The sequence below is a fragment of the Spirillospora sp. NPDC048819 genome, from assembly GCF_040650055.1.
In the GTDB taxonomy this organism is placed as follows: Bacteria; Actinomycetota; Actinomycetes; order Streptosporangiales; family Streptosporangiaceae; genus Spirillospora.
The window spans coordinates 64512-82776 of sequence record NZ_JBEZGN010000033.1; the positions used below are offsets into that span (position 1 = coordinate 64512).

Consider the following 18265-nt stretch of genomic DNA (forward strand, 5'->3'; position numbering starts at 1 on the left):
CCCAGGCTCGGGAGCTTCCGCGTGAACCCGCCTCGATGTCCCATTCCAGCGGTTTTGGGAGGAGAGTCAAGACAAATCGGGGCGTCGTTTCGCAAAGTCTGGGCCGTCTTCCGCGGAGGCCCCGTCCGGATCGGCGTCCACCGCCCTGACCTGCGCCCTTCGCGATGATCGCTGCCAGTCGTCCGCCCAGCCCGCGTGGTGCCGCGCCGCCCAGTCGAGATCGACCCGCCCGGTCAGCATCCCGCTGAGCGCGCCGCGGTCCCGGAACGCCTCCCACAGGTGCCCCGCGGTCACCACGGCGATGAGGAGGAAGAGCCAGTCGTGGACGAACGTCGCGCCCGTCCGCCACCGGTCTCCCCAGGGGCCGGGGAAGGTCATGATCTCGCCGGTGCCGAGCATGATGAGGATCGCGCCCGCGGTGAACGCCGCGTTCAGCTTCTGCCCCGCGTTGAACTTGCCCACGGGGAAGACCCCGCGCCCGGCTCGCACGACCCTGCGGTCACTGCTCTTGAGCCAGGCCCAGTCGTGCGGAGCGAATCTGTTCATCCGCCGGAGGTCGGCCCTGAAGGCGCGGGACACAAGGCCGAGCACGATAGGCGCGGGCAGCGCGAACCCGCACCACACGTGGACGGTCTTGACCACCTCTCGGTAGCCCACAAGCGTCGACAGCATCGGCAGGTACAGCAACGCCGCGGTCGCCAGGCAGATCAGCATCAACACAGCGGTCACGTGGTGGATCGACCGCTCGGCACGCGTGAACCGATCCAACCGGACCCGCCCCAACGGGACGGCGTCCCGTTCCCGTTGGGGTACGTCACGTCGGGACATCGTCACGCCCGTTCGACCGCCCGACCCAGGCATGCACGTCGTATCCGAGGTTCTCCCAGTAGCCGGGAATGAGCTCGTCGGTCAGTTCGATGCCGTCGAGCCACTTCAGCGACTTGTAGCCGTACATGGGAGCGACGTAGAGCCGCGTCGGCCCGCCGTGATCGTGTGTGACCGGTTTGCCTTCCATCTGCGTCGCCACCAGGACGTCCCGCCGCCGCGCCTGTTCAAGCGTCAGCGACTCGGTGTAGACGCCGTCGAACGACGTGAATCGCACGGCACGGGCCTTCGGCGATACGCCGACTGCGTCCAGCAGATCGGGCAGCGCCACTCCGGCCCACCCCACGTCCGGTACCCGCCAACCCGTCACGCACTGGAAATCCCTCTCCAGCGCGGTCTGAGGCAACTTCGCAAGGTCGGCCATGCGGAACGCCTGGGGCTTGTCGACAAGGCCCTTGACGGTCACACGGTGGGTCGCGGCGCTGTGCCGCTCCACGCTCCCGGTGATCGAGTAGTAGCGAAAACCGCCCGCCGCCGGGAGGACGTCGCTGATCGGACCCACGGGTGCCAGGGCGCGACTCACCTTGTCCTGCACGGACGCTCCCACGGCGACCCCCGCCACGCCGAGGCCGAGCATCCCGAGCACCACCCGCCGTCCCACGGGACTGCCTTCTGGCCGCTCCTCCTCATTCACGTTCTCATTCGAGCACTGCGGCCCGCGCCATGCCAGGTTTCGGCCGCCTTCGTAAGACTTCGGACAGATCTGGGGGCGGCCTTAAGCTTGTGCCCATGGCCACGAAGGTTCATCTCGCACAGCGTCCGGAAGCCGACGAACTGCTCGGACGCAGCCCGCTGGCCGCGCTGGTGGGCATGCTGCTCGACCAGCAGATCCCGATGGAGTGGGCGTTCTCCGGCCCCTACACCATCGCCCAGCGGCTCGGCACCGACGATCTGGACGCGCACGAGATCGCCGCGCACGACCCCGAGCGGTTCGCGGCGGTGCTGTCGGAGAAGCCCGCCGTCCACCGGTACCCCGGGTCGATGGCCAAGCGGGTGCAGCAGCTGTGCCAGTACCTCGTGGAGAACTATGACGGGGACGCCGACAAGGTGTGGCAGGGCGTGGACAGCGGCAAGGAACTTTTCAAGCGGCTGCACGGCCTGCCCGGCTTCGGCAAGCAGAAGGCGCAGATCTTCCTGGCGCTCCTCGGCAAGCAGTACGGCATCCGGCCGGAAGGCTGGCGCGAGGCCGCCGGCGCCTACGGCGAGGAGGGCTCACACCGCTCCGTGGCCGACATCACCGGCCCGGACTCTCTGGCGAAGGTTCGGGCCTTCAAGCAGGAACAGAAGACCGCCGCCAAGGGAACCAAGTAGGGAACCCCTCATGGTGGTCGCCACCCTGGCGAACGCGCCCAACACTCCGATGAAGCCGAGTTGACGCCCCGTGATGCCCGGGAGCCGTAGCATCTCCTACTCGCCGTCCTGGCGGACCGCCTCCCGCGTCCTCAGCGACGGTGTCCGAATCCGGCGGGTTCGTCTGGAGCCGAAGGGAACGAGGATGTTCATCAGGGGTTCCGTACGCGACGAACCATCGGGATGATGAGTACCTGACTCCGATCGGTGTTGTGATGGAGGCGGGAGCGCTAGCCTGCTCCCATTCACTCATAGTGATGAAAACTAGCCGCGCGGTACGGGACCCTCTGGGGCGGAGGTGTTGTCCATGAGCACCGAGACGTCCGTTCCGCATCCTCGCGTCTCAGGGGTGGAGGGGCAGCCCATGGATGCGTCCGACGCCGCGCTGTACGCGACTTTGCTGACGGAAGCCCCCGGTGGGCTGGCGTTCTTCGACCGTGACCTGCGTTGCCGCAGGGCCAATGACGCGCTCGCGGCGCTTCTGGGCGTCCCCGTGGGTGATCTGCAGCGGGGCAGACCGTCCGAGGTCCTGCCCGAGCCGCTGGCGACGGCGTTCGAGACGGCCCTGCGCAAGGTTCTCGCCGAAGACCGCCCGCTGACCGACTTCGATCTGGTCGTCCCGGCCGGTGAGTCGTCCGGCACGCCCGGCCCGCCCGCTCCGCCTGCTCCACCCGTTCCGCCTGGGGCGTCCGGCGACGCCGCGGGCGTGGCCACGGCGATCGAGGAGCGGATCCTGGCCTGCACATGGCTGCCCGCCAGGGACGGCGACGGTGAGCGCCTGGGCGTCGTCCTGACCGCGCTGGACGTGACCGAGCGGCGCAGGGCCGAGGAGGTCATCCGCCGCAAGGAGCAGCGCTACCGCTCGCTCGTGGAGGCCAGCGCCCAGGTGGTGTGGGTCGCCGCCCCCGTGGGCGGCGTGATCGACGACGCGCCCGAATGGCGTGCGATCACCGGCCAGACGCCCGACGACTACGCGGTCGGCGGATGGCTGTCGGTGGTGCACCCCGAGGACCGTCCCCGGATCGAGGCCGCCTGGGGTGAATGCGTCGAAGAGAACCGGGTCTTCGAGACCAACTACAGGATCCGCACCAAGAGCGGCACCTACCGGCACTTCGACGTACGGGCCGTGCCCATCTGGCAGGGCGACGCGGTCATCGAGTGGGTCGGCGCCAACACCGACGTCACCGGGCAGCGCGAGGCCGAGGAGATGCGGGGGCGGCTGACCGAGCAGCTGTCGGCGGCCGCGCTGCGCACCGCGCGCCTGCAGCAGGCCACATCGATGCTGGCCGAGGCCCTGACCGTCTCCCAGGTCGTCCAGGTCATCACCGAAGTGGGACGGTCGGCCATCGGCGCCGACTACTCCGCCGTGGCGCTCCTGGACGACGACAAGCTGCGCCTCAGCATCGTGGCGCCGTCCCAGCCCGGCGCCGAAGGCGAGACCGGCCCCGTCTCCCGCGACGACATCAAGGTCAGTGACCAGACCGTGATGTCGGTGGCGGTGCGCGAGAGCCGTCCGTTCCTGGCCGAGCATCCCGACAGCCTCCGCCTGCAGCTGGGGCACGGCGAGAAGGATCTTTTCGCCCAGCACACCGAAGAACGCGCCTGGGTCGGCCTTCCGCTCCTGGCTGCGGGCGCCCCGATCGGTGCGCTCCGCTTCTCGTTCACCCGGCCCAGGGAGATCACCGAGGAGGAGCGCGTCTTCCTGGAGGCGCTCGCAGGCCAGTGCGCCCTGGCCGTCGAGCGGGCCCTGCTCTTCGAGCGCGAGCACAAGACCGCCGAGGAACTCCAGCGCAGCCTCCTGCCCAGCGACCTCCCGCAGCTCCCCGGCATGGTGCTGGCGGCCCGCTACAACCCGGCGACACGTCACGTCCAGGTCGGCGGCGACTGGTACGACGTGTTCCGCCTGGCCGATGACCGACTCGCCGTGGCGGTCGGGGACGTCATGGGCAAGGGGGTCCTCGCCGCGGCCGGAATGGGACGCGTCCGCAACGCCCTGCGCGCGCTGGCGCTGAACGACCCGCGCCCCGCCGCGGTCCTGGCCGGCCTCGACCGGCTGTTCAGCGCCACCGAGGACGAGGAGCAGTTCACCACGGTCGCGTACGTGGTCATCGACCCGGAGACCGGGCTCGGTGAGTTCAGCAACGCGGGGCACCCGCCACCCCTGCTGATCTCGCCGGACGCGCCCGCGCGCGTCAGCACGCGGGAGCCGGGAACGCCGCTCGGCTGGCCGAGCCAGCGACAGCAGACAAGTTTTTCCATCGAGACCGGCAACACTGTGGTGTTCTATTCCGATGGACTTGTGGAGAACCGTAGGCGTGGGGTGGACGCCGGGCTTGAGGAGCTTGTCGCCGTGGCGGCGGACGCCCCACCTGAAGTGGTAGGAGATCCCGAGAGACTCGTCGACTTCCTGGTCGATCGGATGCTTGCCGGGTACGAGCAGGTAGACGATGTGACCGTGCTTGCCCTGCACGTCCCGCCCAAACCCGTGTGAGGCCCGCCGGAGACGGCACGAAGACGGCCTGACACGTACGAAGGACCGTCCCGCGCCCTCTAAGGTGGAGAGTTACCGGGTAGGACTTCACAGGCGGAATGCGCAGCAGTGCCAGAATGCTTGACCCAGAGATAGCGGGTACGCTGCGGTCCCGCACCGGGAGGTCCTCTGTGTGTGGTCCCACCCAGTGTGAGGCCGGGCCCGTCAGGGCACTTGGGTCAACCAAGCCACACGTTCGTTCGAGAGGTATTTGTGTCGCCTGCTAGCTCGACCTCGAAAGCGTCAGATCTGCACGATCACGTCATCGCGCAACTGATCGAGCGTGGACGGTCCCAGGGTTACCTCGAAGCCGACGACGTACGACGTACGTTCGAGGAGGCCGACATCCCCGTGTCGAAGGCCTCCAGCATTCTGCGGAGCCTCAGCAAGGAGGGTGTGACCGTCATGGTGAGCGCTGCCGACTCCGCGGCGCCCAAGCGTCCCCGCAAGCGCGGGACGCCGCCGGCGCGCAGGCCCAGGACCGCCGCGGCGGCCAAGGAGCAGCCCGACACGGTGACCGCCGTCGTCGGCGACGACGCGGTTCCCGAGGAGCCCGCCGCCGAGCCGCGCCCGGCCGCCGCCAAGCCCGCGCCGCCGAAGCCCGCGCCGCCCAAGAAGGCCGCGCCCGCCAAGGGCGCCAAGTCCAAGAAGGCCGCGCCCGCCAAGAAGGGCGCCGTGCAGGCGGCCAAGGCGGCCCCGGTCAAGCCGGCCAAGAAGGCGGGCGACGACCCCGAGCTCGACGACGAGGTGGACGTCGATCTCGAGGACCTCACCGTCCTGGACGTCGAACTGGAGCCCGAAACGGCCGACGTCGCCGAGGCGGCGCCCGAGAGCGAGGACGACGAGGCCCCGGCCGCGCCCGCGCCCAAGGCGGTCCCCGCCGGCAAGCAGGCCGCGGAGGGCCCCGCGCCCGCCGCCGAGGAGGAGGGTTTCACCCTCGGCGACGACGACGAGGACGCCCCCGCGCAGCAGATCGCGGCCGCCGGAGCCACCGCCGACCCGGTCAAGGACTACCTCAAGCAGATCGGCAAGGTCCCCCTGCTGAACGCCGAGCAGGAGGTGGAGCTCGCCAAGCGCATCGAGGCCGGGCTCTTCGCCGAGGAGCGCCTCGCCGCCGACGGGCCCGCGATGTCCGAGGAGGACAACGAGGACTTCGAGTGGATCGCCGAGGACGGCCGCCGCGCGAAGAACCACCTGCTGGAGGCGAACCTGCGGCTGGTCGTGTCGCTGGCCAAGCGCTACACCGGACGCGGGATGCTGTTCCTGGACCTGATCCAGGAGGGCAACCTCGGCCTGATCCGCGCGGTCGAGAAGTTCGACTACACCAAGGGCTACAAGTTCTCGACGTACGCCACCTGGTGGATCCGGCAGGCGATCACCCGCGCGATGGCCGACCAGGCCCGCACCATCCGCATCCCGGTGCACATGGTCGAGGTCATCAACAAGCTGGCGCGCGTGCAGCGGCAGATGCTCCAGGACCTGGGCCGCGAGCCCACCCCGGAGGAGCTGGCCAAGGAACTCGACATGACCCCGGAGAAGGTCGTCGAGGTCCAGAAGTACGGCCGTGAGCCGATCTCGCTGCACACACCGCTCGGCGAGGACGGCGACAGCGAGTTCGGCGACCTCATCGAGGACTCCGAGGCCATCGTCCCGGCCGACGCGGTCAGCTTCACGCTTCTGCAGGAGCAGCTCCACTCCGTCCTGGACACGCTCAGCGAGCGTGAGGCGGGCGTGGTGTCGATGCGGTTCGGCCTGACCGACGGCCAGCCGAAGACCCTGGACGAGATCGGCAAGGTGTACGGGGTGACCCGTGAGCGCATCCGGCAGATCGAGTCCAAGACCATGTCGAAGCTGCGTCACCCGTCGCGGTCCCAGGTCCTGCGCGACTACCTCGACTGACCGTCACCCGAACCACCCGAACCACGTAACGGGGCCCCATCTCACCGGCGGGGCCCCGTTTCGTGTTCCGGCCGTGCCGTCGTCTCAGTCGTGCAGGATGACGTCGAGGTTCGGGCCGTTCAGCTCGACGGTGTGACCGAGGCCGGCGACGGCCTTCAGAAGCTCGTCCGGGGTCCGCGGCGCGGCGCCGGCCTTGAGCAGGTCGTGCGCGATCTTCCCGCGGGTCGCCTTGGCCATGTGACTCACCACGGACCGTTTCGGGGCGCCGCCGACGAGCCGCTCCCGGAAGACCCGCACGGCCACGGCGGGCTGCGGCGCCTTCCAGACGGACGCGTACGGTCCGGAGCGCATGTCGACGATCAGGCCGTCGTCCAGCCGGAGGGCCTCGCGCATCGCCGGCCGCCAGAACGTCCCCAGGCGGCCCGCAGGCGGCAGCGACACCGCCATGGCCAGCCGGTAAGGCGGGACGCGGTCGGTGAGCCTCAGCGCGCCCCACAGCCCCGAGAAGACGATGACCTGCTCGGCGGCGGCCGCCGCATCCAGGTCGGAGAGGTCCAGGTTGTCGTAGAGGACGCCGGTGTAGAGCCGCGCGACCGGGAGCGTGGGGGCTTCCCGCAGCGCCCTGTTACGGGCCAGCGCCTCTTCGGTCTGCCCTGGGGGCAGGCCGAGGATGCTCGGCGCGTCCTTCCGGCGGCACACCCGGGCCAGGCCCGCCAGAACGCGTTTGCGCACTGGGGTGAGCCCCGGGAAGCTCAGTGAGGCCAGGTCGAGGGGAGGACCGTCCCCGTCGGTAGCCTTCTTCTCCGACGGTGGCAGCAGGATGTGCACGTTCCCCCTCGATGGCGCGGCAGACCCGGAAGTCGGTACGAGTGATGACGCGGTGCCCGGAGCTGGATCTCGACGAGCTGGTCGCCGCGGCATGGCCCGCGCCGTCCACCCAGGATATTGGCGGCTGGGTGCTCCGGCATGCCGACGGGGTCACCAAGCGCGCCAACTCCGTCCTGCCTCTGGAGATCCCTGGGGACGTGGCACTGGCGGTCGAGCAGGCGGAGGGCTTCTACACCGCGATGGGTCTGGCGACCGTGTTCTCGCTGGGCCCGCAGACGCGGCCGGAAGGGCTGGACGCGTTCCTGGGGGAGCGAGGCTACGCCCTGGTCGACCCGACCCTCGCCATGGTCAAGGACATCGCCGGCCCGTACGAGCGTGATGGCGTGGAGATCATGGACGCGCCGTCCCGGGAGTGGCTCGACGTGTGGTGGTCGGTGGACGGCCGGTACGAGCATCAGCTGCCGATGGCGGAGAAGATCCTCACCGGAGTACCGGCGGGGTACGCGTCACTGGACGGCGTCGCCGTCGGACGCGGTGTGCCCCAGGGGGAGTGGCTCGGTGTCTACGCGATGGCCGTCGCACCTGAGGCGCGCAGGCGGGGCCTTGGACGACGCGTCCTGCACGCCCTGCTCGGCTGGGGACGTGAACAGGGGTGCGAGCGGGCCTACCTGGTCGTCGTCGAACGGAACGCGACGGCGCGGGCGATGTACGAGGCCGAGGGATTCACGCAGTTCAGCGGCTACCACTACCGAGTGAAGAATGTCACTTCGCCGGGCGGGGCGAGGAGGAATGGTGAGCCGCGTCACCCGGGAGATACTCTGAGTAACCAATAGATCACTCTATGAAGTCGTGTCCAATTGGCTCCGTTGGGAGCCGAAGGGGTGGAATGTGAACGGCGGCCACCGTCTCCGGTGACCGCCGATCAAGGCTCCTGCTATATAGAGGTTTACCGCTCCTCGGACGCAGCGGTCGCCGGGGTTTCGATGAGCCGATCGGACTCGTCCTGAATGTCCGCCCCGTTAGAGCGGAGCGCCTCTGCGTACTTGCGCCCGTGGTGGGCGCAGAACAGAAGGTCGCCGCCGCCTACAAGGACAGCACGGACGTAGGCCTGGGCGCCGCAGCGGTCGCATCGGTCGGCGACGGTCAGCGGCTTGGTTGGGGCAAGGGCTCCAGTCACGGCACCTTCCTCATGCTCGGGGTCGGTACTTAGGACAACATCTAACCCGACGCTGACGTTCCCAACCTGGTTCTTCGTACGCCCACAGCAGAATGGCCCAATTGGTGACCGAGGTCACATTAGGCGGCCTCCCAGCGGAACAGGCGCAGCGCGATCAACGCGCCGGCGACCGCCACGCCCGCCAGGATGCCGATTTCGGCCAATGCGGAGGTCGGCCCCAGGCCGCGGCTCATCACATTGAGCATGCCCTCGTTCAGGTACCGCAGCGGGAAGATGTACGACAGCGTCTGCATCCAGCCCGGCGTCTCTTCGAGCGGGAAGAACGAGCCGCCCAGGAACGCCATGGGCAGGACGATCAGCTGCGTCACCGCGTTCGCCGTCTCCTGGGACCTGGCCCACGCACCGATGATCATTCCGATCGACAGGAAGGCGAGGACGCCCGCGATCAGCAGCGGGATCGCCATCCACCAGGAGCCCTCCAACTGGAGCCCGAACATCGGCAGCTGCGCCACGAGCACGAACAACGCGAACTGCACGAGAGCGACGGCGACGCTGACCGCGACTCGCGCGGCGAACACGGTGGGTATCGGGGCAGGGGAGAGCTGGAGGCGGCGCAGGATGCCCTTGGTCCGCCATGTCACGAGCGTCTGGGAGGCCCCGAAGACGGCCGCCGACGCCAGTGCCCAGCCCAGCAGGGCGGGCGTGAAGAACTGGATGGCCTTGAGGGAGTCGTCCTCCACCCGCTCGGTGGACAGCGTGTAGGCGGGCGGCCTGCCGATGGCCGCCTGGTTCGCCGACTGGACGATCGAGTCCATCAGCGCCCGCACCGTCCCCGACTTGACCTGGTCCGCCGCCGAGTAGTGGACGACCAGCTCACCGCCGCGCTGCTCCACGGCGCCGTGCGCGTCGCCCTTCTCCACCTTGCGCAGCGCGTCGGCCCGGGCGGACGCCTTGGTGACCTTCATGACCTTGCCGAGTTCGGCACCGCCCTGCGCGACGGCCTGATCCAGCACCGGCACCTTGCCGATCGTCAGCACCTCCACCTTGGACGTCGTCTGGTCGCTGAAGATCCCTCCGAAGATGACCAGGAACATCAAGGGGAAGAGGACGGTGAAGAACAACGCGGTACGGTCCCGCTGGAAGCCCAGGTACATCGCCCGGGACAGGCTCTTGAAACTCTGGTAAGTGCTCACGCCCTGTACTCCCGTCCGGTGACGTCCAGGAAGACGTCCTCAAGGGTGGCGCCGCGGATCTGGACGCCGTCGAGCGCGTCCTTGGCCGCCATGGCCGCGACCACGGCCGATGGGTCGCGGGTGGAGATGGTCAGCGAGACACCGTCGTCGACGGCTTCGTCCGCGCCCGGCACCAGCCGCGCGTCCTCCACCGCGAGGACGCCGCTGGGCACGCTGATCCTGGCCGGGGCGTCCAGACCGCGCACCAGCACGGCCGGCGGTCCGAGCCGGAGGATCTGGCCCGCGTCCATGATGGCGACGCGGTCACAGAGGATTTCCGCCTCGTCCATGTAGTGCGTGGTCAGGACGATCGTGCGTCCCTCCGTGCTGATCTCGCGCAGGACGTCCCACAGGTTGCGGCGTGCCTGCGGGTCCAGCGCGGCGGTCGGCTCGTCCAGGAACACGAGCTCGGGGCCGTGCACGAGCGCGCACGCGATGGACAGGCGCTGCGCCTGGCCGCCCGAGAGCTTCTCGACCCGGACGTCGGCCTTGTCGTCAAGCCCGACCAGCTCCATCATCGCGTCGGCCTTCTTGGCGGGGACGCCGTAGAGGGAGCCGAACGTCCGCAGCTGCTCGCGCGTGGTCAGCCGCTCGAAGAACGACGACGCCTGCAACTGGACGCCGATCCGGGGCAGCAGCCGGGGGTTCCGCGGCCACGGCGACATCCCGAGCATCGACACGTCCCCCTCGTCGGCCTCCCGCAGCCCCTCGATGATCTCCAGCGTCGTCGTCTTCCCGGCTCCGTTCGGGCCGAGGATCCCGAAGAACTCGCCCTCCTCGACCCCGAACGTCACCCCGTCCACGGCCTGGACGTCCCCGTAGCGTTTGCGGAGGCCCGTGACCTCGATCGTTTGCGGCATGCGGAGGACGATAAGCGGGGTGCGGAGTACGGCACACCCACCCGAAGGTGGACGTTCAGGTCCAGAAGTCGGGGGCAGGGCGGCCCGGGGCCGGGGTAACCTGGCGAACCGTCCGGGTCCGCCGCCCAGACGTGCCGCAACGTCGGCGGCGGCGAGCCTGCCGGTGGATTGTCGGCGGCCGGGGGTACCCTGCTGCCGACCGTCCTACCCCCGAGGAGCACACGCACGTTGACCGCCGCGACCGTCGAAGCGACAACCGAAGATCCGCACGGCTACTCCGCCCGGCACCTCTCGGTGCTGGAGGGCCTGGAGGCCGTGCGCAAGCGACCCGGGATGTACGTCGGATCGACCGACAGCCGGGGCCTCGCACACTGCCTGTGGGAGATCGTCGACAACTGCGTCGACGAGGCCCTCGCCGGCTACTGCACCCACATCAGCGTGCTGTTGCACGCCGACGGGTCCTTCGAGGTGGCCGACAACGGCCGCGGCATCCCGGTCGACCTGGAACCCAAGACGGGCCTCGCCGGCGTCGAGCTGGTCATGACCCGGCTGCACGCGGGCGGCAAGTTCGGCGGGGTGTCCTACACGGCGTCGGGCGGCCTGCACGGCGTCGGCGCGTCCGTCGTCAACGCGCTGTCCGCCCGCCTGGACGTCGAGGTCGACCGCGACGGGCACACCCACGCGATCAGCTTCCGGCGCGGCCTGCCCGGCGAGTTCGCCGACGACGGCCGCCCGAACGCCCGGTTCAAGAAGAAGTCCGGCGTCCGGCAGGTCCGCAAGGTCGCCAAGAAGGTCACCGGCACCCGGGTCCGCTTCTGGCCCGACCTGCAGATCTTCCTGAAGGACGCCACGGTCGAGCAGTCCCTCGTCCTGGACCGGATGCGCCAGACCGCGTTCCTCATTCCCGGCCTCACCATCGACGTCCGCGACGAGCGCGGCGAAGAGGTCCTCGACGAGACGTTCCGGTTCGACGGCGGCATCGGCGAGTTCTGCACCTACCTGGCCAAGGACGCCCCGCTCGTCGACGTTCTGCGGCTGCGGGGCCGCGGCCACTTCACCGAGACCGTCCCCGTCCTGGACGACCAGGGCCACCTGACGCCCACCGACGTGGAACGCGACCTCGAGGTCGACATCGCGCTGCGCTGGGGCAGCGGCTACGACACCATCACCAAGTCGTTCGTCAACGTGATCGCCACTCCGAAGGGCGGCACGCACGTGCGGGGCTTCGACCGCGCCGTGCTGAAGGTCGTCAACGAGCAGCTCCGCGCCACCAAGCTGCTGAAGAACGGCGACGAGGACGTCCTGAAGGACGACGTGCTGGAGGGCCTCACCGCCGTGGTGACGGTCCGGCTGCCCGAGCCGCAGTTCGAGGGCCAGACCAAGGAGGTCCTCGGCACCTCCGCGGCCACCCGCATCGTCTCCCAGGTCGTCATGCGCGAGCTGCGGGAGATCTTCGAGAACCCGCCGCGCGGCCAGAAGCAGCCGCTGCGGGCCGTCCTGGAGAAGGTCGTCGGCGCGGCCAAGACCCGCATCGCCGCCCGCACCCAGCGCGACAACCAGCGCCGCAAGAACGCCCTGGAGAACTCAGCCCTCCCGGCCAAGCTCGTCGACTGCCGCACCGCCGACGACCGCAGCGAGCTGTTCATCGTCGAGGGCGACTCGGCCCTCGGCACCGCCAAGCTGGCCCGCGACTCGGAGTTCCAGGCGCTGCTGCCGATCCGCGGCAAGATCCTGAACGTGCAGAAGGCGTCCGTCGCCGACATGCTGAAGAACGCCGAGTGCGCCGCGATCATCCAGGTGATCGGCGCCGGCTCGGGCCGCACCTTCGACATCGACGCGTCCCGCTACGGGCGGATCATCCTGATGGCGGACGCGGACGTCGACGGCTCCCACATCCGCACCCTGCTGCTGACCCTGCTGTACCGCTACATGCGCCCGATGCTGGAGGAGGGACGCGTCTACACGGCCGTCCCGCCGCTGCACCGCATCGAGCTGGTCAAGCCGAAGAAGGGCCAGGAGAAGTACGTCTACTGCTACAGCGACGGCGAACTCACCCGCAAGCTGGTGGAGTTCGAGCGCAAGGGCCAGCGCTGGAAGGAGCCCGTCCAGCGTTACAAGGGCCTCGGTGAGATGGACGCCGATCAGCTCGCGGAGACCACCATGGACCCGCGCCACCGCATCCTGCGCCGCATCCGCATCGAGGACGCGGACGAGGCCGCCAAGGTCTTCGACCTGCTGATGGGCAGCGACGTGGCCCCGCGCCGCGCGTTCATCACCGCCGGCGCCTCCGAACTCGACGCCGAACGCATCGACGTGTGACCCCGCCGGGTGGACGCGGCGCGTCCACCCGGAGGTGGAGAACGTATGTCCAGCCGGACGCCGATCCCCGCGGAGCCGTCGGCTTCGTAGTGTCGGTGACCATGAACACCCTGGACACTGCGCCACCCGCCGCCGGAATGGTGGGCGTCATCTGCGCGGCGACCGTTCGCCCTTTCTTCTGCGGCGCGACGCCGGTCGTCTGGAACCTGGTCGCGCGGAAGATGGCCGTCCGGAGCATGGTCGTCGGATCACGGGCGCGGAGCCCGCATGGTCCCGCAGCGGTTGGCGTTCTACCGTGAAGTGCGGCCGCCCGTCGCCCGTGGAGCGGTACGCCACGGCGGTCATCGTCGGCGTCCTGCTGGCATGGGCGCTGTTCGCCTACGTGCGCGCCCTCTTCGACTCCGGGCATCCGCCGGCGCTGCACGGGCTCGGCCTGGGCATCGCCGTCCTGAACGTCGTCATGCTCGCCCTCCTGGTCGGGGGCATCCGTGTCGGCCGGACGGCGGAGTCACGGTGGCGGCCGGCATCGATCGTCCTGCTGGCGGGCGCCATCGCGGCCTCGGTGGCGTTCTACGGGATCGAGCCGGACTTCGCCGCGGCTTTGGTCATCGCCATGATCGCTCTGTGGGCGGTGTTCACCCGGCTGCCGCTGATCTGGGGATTCGCGGCGAGCGCCGCGACCATCGTCGCGGCGGCCGTCGTCGGAGAACTGTTCCGGGACGACGGCGCCGACCTCGGCCTGCTGATCGCCTTCATGGGCGTCACCCTGGGCGGCGCGGCGAGCCGCCGGGGCACCGCCGCGCAGGAGGCGACCCGCCGCGCGGAGGCCGCCAACGCCGTCCTCGCCGAACGGTCGCACATCGCACGGGAGATCCACGACATCCTGGCCCATTCCCTGTCGGCGCAGATCGTCCACCTGGAGGGTGCGAGGCTGCTGCTCTCCCGGGACGGCGACCGCGTGCAGGCCCTGGACCGGGTAGAGCGCGCGCGGAACCTCGCCCGCTCGGGCCTGGAGGAGACCAGACGCGCGCTGGCCGCGCTGCGTGGCGAAACCCCAGAACCCAAGGAGGTCATCGCCGAACTGGCCGAGGAGTTCTACGCCAGCACCGGCCGCCCATGCGACGTTCGGGTGACGGGTGTACCGCACGAACTGTCACCCCAGGCGGGACTCGCCGTCGTTCGCACAACGCAGGAGGCCCTGACGAACGTCCGCAAACACGCTCCCGGCGCGCGCGCACAAGTGACCCTGCGCTACTTGAACGACGAGGTCCAACTCGAAGTGACCGACAGCGGCGGCACGGAGACCATCGTGCAGCCGGACGGCGGCGGGTACGGCCTCGTGGGGATGCGCGAACGCGCCGAGTTGATCGATGGGATCCTCATGACCGGGCCGGACGGCACGGGATTCCGTGTATTCCTCAAAGTGCCGGTGTGACGGAAGACGGGACGCGGTGAGCGAGAAGACGAGGATCCTGGTCGTCGACGACCAGACCGTGGTGCGCGAGGGCCTGGTGCTCCTGCTCGAACTGCTGCCCGGCCTCGATGTGGCCGGGTCGTGCGGCGACGGGGAGCAGGCCGTGGCGATGGTCGCGGAGCTGAGACCCGACGTCGTCCTGATGGATCTGCGGATGCCGCGCGTGGACGGCGTGGAGGCGACGCGCCGGATCAAACAGGCCCATCCGGACGTCGAGGTCGTCGTCCTCACCACCTATGCCGACGACGAGTCGATCTTCGCGGCACTGCGCGCCGGGGCCCGCGGCTATCTCACCAAGGACGCCGGCGCCGACGAGATCGCCCGCGCCGTCGACGCCGTCCGCGGGGGAGCGGCCCAGCTCGACCCGGCCGTCCAGCGCCGCCTGGTCGAGGCGGTCGCGACGGACGAGCGTCCCCGCCGTCCCGCCCCCGCCCCCGGCGCCCTGCCCGACGGGCTCACCCGCCGCGAGGCCGAGGTGCTCGCCCTGATCGCGCAGGGACGCTCCAACACCGAGATCGCCGGTGACCTTTTCATCTCCGAGGCGACCGTGAAGACGCACATCAACAACCTGTTCGCCAAGGCGAACCTCCGCGACCGCGCCCAGGCCGTCACCTACGCCTTCAGGCACGGCCTGGCCGGCTGAACGACTCCGGCGTAACTCGGCCGGTGTTGTTCAAGCGGCGTGATTACCGCTGATGTAATTACACCGGCTCGTTTCCGGGCTTCCACTTGATCCCGCAGCCGAGACTCGGTGCGTGCGGCTCGGGGACGTCCTCGCCCGCGAGCACCAGGTCCAGCGCCGCCCTCAGCGAACTGCCGTCGGACGGCACGTCGTTCCTGGGACGCGCCCCATCGAACTCGCCCCTGTACGCGAGCTTGCGTTCCCCGTCGTACAGGAAGAAGTCCGGGGTGCAGGCGGCCTTGAACGCCCGTGCCGTCTCCTGGGACTCGTCCACCAGATACGGGAACCCGAACCCGGCGCGCTTGGCCTGCTCACGCAGATGGTCGGCGCCGTCGTCCGGATAGTTGGAGGTGTCGTTGCTGCACACGGCGACGGTGGCGAGTCCCCTGTCCGCGTACTCCGAGGTGAGGGCGCCGATACCGGTCTCGATGCGCCGGACGTACGGGCAGTGGTTGGACAAGAACACCACCAGCAGCGCGGAGGCCTCGGCGAAGTCCCCGTCGGACACGTTCTCGCCCTCGATGGACGGAAGCCGGAACGCGGGAACCGGTGAACCGAGCGGAACCATGAACGATGCGATCGCCATGGGTCCATCATCACGCATCACCAGACCAAGCGATCGCTTGCTAGTCTTCCTCCATGCCGACCCAGGATCACATGAAGCAGGCGCTTCAGACCTACGTCGACGCCTTCAACGCCGGCGACGCGCAGGCCATCATCGCCCTCTACGCCGCCGACGCGGTCGTCGAAGACCCGGTCGGCAACCCGCCGATCACCGGCCATGCCGCGATCGGGGAGTTCTACACGAACGCCATCGCCGGCGGTGCCAAGCTCTCCCTCGACGCGCCCATCCGCGGCTCCCACGGCGACCGGGCCGCCATGGCCTTCACCGTGGACGTCCCCGGCATGAAGATCCGCGCCATCGACGTGATGACCTTCGACTCCGACGGCAAGATCGCCCGCATGGAGGCCCACTGGGGCCCGGACGACATCGAGACGTGAACTCCCGCTGAGCGAGACGACGTGCTGTCGGCCGCCGGGCGACGTCCTGCAGAGTCGTGACGGACGGCCGACTCCCGACCGAAGGGACCGCAGCGTGGCCAACTGGAGTCATCGGTACGCGAGGATCAACGGTCTCGACGTTCACTATGTGGAGGAGGGAGAAGGGCCCCTCGTCGTCCTTCTCCACGGATTCCCGCACACCTGGTTCAGCTGGCGCCACCAGATCGGCCCGATCGCCGACGCCGGCTTCCGTGTGGTGGCCCCCGACATGCGCGGCATGGGCCAGACCACCGGCCCGAGCGATCACCGGGAATACAACGTGGACCGGATCGTGGCCGACCTCATCGGTCTGCTGGACCACCTCGGCGAGGAAAAGGCGATTTTCAGCGGCCTGGACTTCGGTCTCTTCTCGGCCTACGACCTCGCCCATCACCACCCGGGACGCGTCGCGGCGATCATCGCGCTGGAGAACCCGTTCTTCACACCGAGCAGGGAATCCCCCCTCACGCTGGCCGCCCGGCAGGCCGGGAGGCACTTCAATCACATCCACTACTTCAACGAACCCGGTGTCGCCGACCGCGACCTCGCCGCGGCACCCCGCGAGTTCTTGCGCAAGCTGTTCTACGCGCTCTCCAGCGACTACCACTATCTCGACGTCTGGAAGCAGCCGCCGGGCACGTCCTATATCGATGCCCTCCCGGAAACGCCGCCCCTTCCGTGGACATGGCTGACGGACGCCGAACTGGAGCTCTATGTGGCCGACTACAGCCGCAGCGGCTTCACCGGCGGCCTGAACTGGTACCGGGCCATGGACCTCTCCTGGGAGTACCGCAAGTCGTACGGAGACGAGAAGAACCCCGTGCCGTACTTCTTCATCGGAAGCGAGCAGGACGCCGACCTGGAGGGCTGGCACGGCGCCGATCCGCTGACCAAACTGGCGGAGCACCACGCCGACGTGCGTGAAGTGCGGATGATCAAGAACGCTGGTCACATGATGCAGATGGAAAAGCCCGGCGAGACCACCAGGACGATGCTGGAATTCCTCCAGGAGGGCAAATGGGCCTGACCGAAGACCGGGTGGCGGTGGTCACCGGCGCCAGCCGCGGCGCGGGAAAGGGCATAGCCCTGGCCCTGGGGGAGGCCGGCACCACGGTCTACGTGACCGGCCGCACACGCTCGACAAGCGACAGCGGGCTCCCTGGCACGGTGTTCGAAACGGCACAGGAGATAGACAAGCGAGGCGGCACCGGAATCCCGGTGATATGCGACCACTCACGGGACGAACAGGTGGCGGCCCTGTTCGAGCAGGTCGAGCGTGAGCACGGCGCCCTGGACGTCCTCGTGAACAACGCGTTCACGATTCCCTCGGACCTGCCCAAGAAGGGGCCTTTCTGGGAGAAGTCGCTGGCGCTCCAGGACATGTTCGACGTGGGAATGCGCTCCGCATACGTGGCCAGCTACTACGCAGCCCGGCTACTCATCAAGAACAGCGCCGGCCTGGTCGTCAACACCTCATCATTCGGCGGCCGCTGCTACATGCACGGCCCCGCCTACGGCGCCGGCAAGGCCGCCGTGGACAAAATGGCCCACGACATGGCCGTGGATTTAAAGCCCTACAACGTGGCCGTCATCTCGCTCTGGATGGGCCTCCTGAAGACCGAGCGAACCAAGGCCCTGTTCGAAGGCGCCCCCGACCGCTACAAGTCCTTCGCAGCAGGCGCGGAGTCCCCGGAGTTCACCGGCCGCCTGATCGATGCCCTCGCCCGCGACCCGAAACTGATGGAGCGAAGCGGCCAAGTCCTCATCGGAGCCGAGCTGGGCGAAGAGCTGGGCGTCCTGGACGTCGACGGCACCCGCCCCCACTCCCACCGCGAAACTCTGGGCGCCCCACCGACCTTCAACAAGGCCATCATCCAATAACCGACAACGGACGATGCGCACTTCCCAGGTGGCGATCAGAATTCACGTCGACTCTTCAGGCATTGGCGTCGTAGGCCCGGCCCAGCAGGCCGGCGAACGAGGCTTCT

The 18265-nt window shown here is 69.1% G+C and carries 17 protein-coding genes; 10 read left to right on the forward strand and 7 right to left on the reverse strand.

What is annotated here, in order from left to right:
* Positions 1 to 66 precede the first annotated feature (66 nt).
* Both AB0C35_RS33885 and AB0C35_RS33890 read right to left on the reverse strand, forming a co-directional pair.
* The gene (locus AB0C35_RS33885; RefSeq protein ID WP_358465151.1) at positions 67 to 861 is read right to left on the reverse strand and encodes a cytochrome b/b6 domain-containing protein; all 795 of its coding nucleotides are present in this window, start codon (positions 859 to 861) and stop codon (positions 67 to 69) included.
* Positions 815 to 1486 carry a molybdopterin-dependent oxidoreductase gene (locus tag AB0C35_RS33890; protein ID WP_358465153.1) on the reverse strand — a complete coding sequence of 224 codons (672 nt, stop codon included), beginning with the start codon at positions 1484 to 1486 and terminating at the stop codon, positions 815 to 817. The genes AB0C35_RS33885 and AB0C35_RS33890 overlap by 47 nt, the downstream gene beginning before the upstream one ends.
* A 128-nt stretch (positions 1487 to 1614) precedes the next feature.
* Here AB0C35_RS33890 and AB0C35_RS33895 point away from each other — a divergent pair, with 128 nt between their 5' ends.
* From AB0C35_RS33895 to AB0C35_RS33905, 3 genes are all read left to right on the forward strand, one after another.
* Positions 1615 to 2196 (forward strand): HhH-GPD-type base excision DNA repair protein, encoded by a 582-nt coding sequence (locus tag AB0C35_RS33895; protein WP_358465156.1) that lies wholly within the window; start codon positions 1615 to 1617, stop codon positions 2194 to 2196.
* A gap of 346 nt (positions 2197 to 2542) precedes the next feature.
* Positions 2543 to 4726, forward strand: a complete 2184-nt coding sequence (locus tag AB0C35_RS33900; RefSeq protein ID WP_358465159.1) for a SpoIIE family protein phosphatase — start codon at positions 2543 to 2545, stop codon at positions 4724 to 4726.
* Positions 4727 to 4978: 252 nt separating this feature from the next.
* On the forward strand, positions 4979 to 6664 hold the full coding sequence (locus tag AB0C35_RS33905; RefSeq protein WP_358465162.1) for an RNA polymerase sigma factor: 1686 nt from the start codon (positions 4979 to 4981) through the stop codon (positions 6662 to 6664).
* 84 nt (positions 6665 to 6748) lie between these two features.
* Here AB0C35_RS33905 and yaaA read toward each other — a convergent pair whose 3' ends face one another.
* Positions 6749 to 7492, reverse strand: coding sequence for a peroxide stress protein YaaA (yaaA, locus tag AB0C35_RS33910; protein WP_358465164.1), 744 nt, complete (start codon positions 7490 to 7492; stop codon positions 6749 to 6751).
* An 11-nt stretch (positions 7493 to 7503) separates the two neighbouring features.
* Here yaaA and AB0C35_RS33915 point away from each other — a divergent pair, with 11 nt between their 5' ends.
* On the forward strand, positions 7504 to 8325 hold the full coding sequence (locus AB0C35_RS33915; protein ID WP_358465166.1) for a GNAT family N-acetyltransferase: 822 nt from the start codon (positions 7504 to 7506) through the stop codon (positions 8323 to 8325).
* A 113-nt stretch (positions 8326 to 8438) separates the two neighbouring features.
* Here the strand turns inward: AB0C35_RS33915 and AB0C35_RS33920 are convergent, their stop codons facing one another.
* The 3 genes from AB0C35_RS33920 to AB0C35_RS33930 form a co-directional block, all read right to left on the reverse strand.
* On the reverse strand, positions 8439 to 8669 hold the full coding sequence (locus AB0C35_RS33920; RefSeq protein ID WP_358465168.1) for a hypothetical protein: 231 nt from the start codon (positions 8667 to 8669) through the stop codon (positions 8439 to 8441).
* 119 nt (positions 8670 to 8788) lie between these two features.
* Positions 8789 to 9862 carry an ABC transporter permease gene (locus tag AB0C35_RS33925; protein ID WP_358465170.1) on the reverse strand — a complete coding sequence of 358 codons (1074 nt, stop codon included), beginning with the start codon at positions 9860 to 9862 and terminating at the stop codon, positions 8789 to 8791.
* Positions 9859 to 10761, reverse strand: coding sequence for an ABC transporter ATP-binding protein (locus AB0C35_RS33930; protein ID WP_358465173.1), 903 nt, complete (start codon positions 10759 to 10761; stop codon positions 9859 to 9861). Before AB0C35_RS33930 ends, AB0C35_RS33925 begins: the two co-directional genes overlap by 4 nt.
* A 228-nt stretch (positions 10762 to 10989) precedes the next feature.
* On the opposite strand from AB0C35_RS33930, the gene AB0C35_RS33935 reads away from it, so the two are divergent.
* The 3 genes from AB0C35_RS33935 (at position 10990) to AB0C35_RS33945 (ending at position 15197) form a co-directional block, all read left to right on the forward strand.
* Complete coding sequence (locus AB0C35_RS33935; protein WP_358465176.1) at positions 10990 to 13080, forward strand: DNA topoisomerase IV subunit B; 2091 nt, start codon at positions 10990 to 10992, stop codon at positions 13078 to 13080.
* 295 nt (positions 13081 to 13375) lie between these two features.
* Positions 13376 to 14515: a histidine kinase gene (locus tag AB0C35_RS33940; RefSeq protein WP_358465179.1), complete on the forward strand. Its 1140-nt coding sequence runs from the start codon at positions 13376 to 13378 to the stop codon at positions 14513 to 14515.
* Between the two features lie 16 nt (positions 14516 to 14531).
* A complete protein-coding gene (locus tag AB0C35_RS33945; RefSeq protein ID WP_358465182.1) occupies positions 14532 to 15197 on the forward strand; it encodes a response regulator transcription factor in 666 nt (221 codons plus the stop codon).
* 58 nt (positions 15198 to 15255) lie between these two features.
* Here AB0C35_RS33945 and AB0C35_RS33950 read toward each other — a convergent pair whose 3' ends face one another.
* A complete protein-coding gene (locus tag AB0C35_RS33950; RefSeq protein WP_358465185.1) occupies positions 15256 to 15822 on the reverse strand; it encodes a thioredoxin family protein in 567 nt (188 codons plus the stop codon).
* Between the two features lie 53 nt (positions 15823 to 15875).
* Between AB0C35_RS33950 and AB0C35_RS33955 the strand changes: the two genes are divergently transcribed.
* From AB0C35_RS33955 to AB0C35_RS33965, 3 genes are all read left to right on the forward strand, one after another.
* Positions 15876 to 16238: a nuclear transport factor 2 family protein gene (locus tag AB0C35_RS33955; protein WP_358465188.1), complete on the forward strand. Its 363-nt coding sequence runs from the start codon at positions 15876 to 15878 to the stop codon at positions 16236 to 16238.
* Positions 16239 to 16386: 148 nt separating this feature from the next.
* Complete coding sequence (locus AB0C35_RS33960; protein WP_358465191.1) at positions 16387 to 17304, forward strand: alpha/beta fold hydrolase; 918 nt, start codon at positions 16387 to 16389, stop codon at positions 17302 to 17304.
* Positions 17295 to 18158 (forward strand): SDR family NAD(P)-dependent oxidoreductase, encoded by an 864-nt coding sequence (locus AB0C35_RS33965; protein WP_358465194.1) that lies wholly within the window; start codon positions 17295 to 17297, stop codon positions 18156 to 18158. Before AB0C35_RS33960 ends, AB0C35_RS33965 begins: the two co-directional genes overlap by 10 nt.
* Positions 18159 to 18265 lie beyond the last annotated feature (107 nt).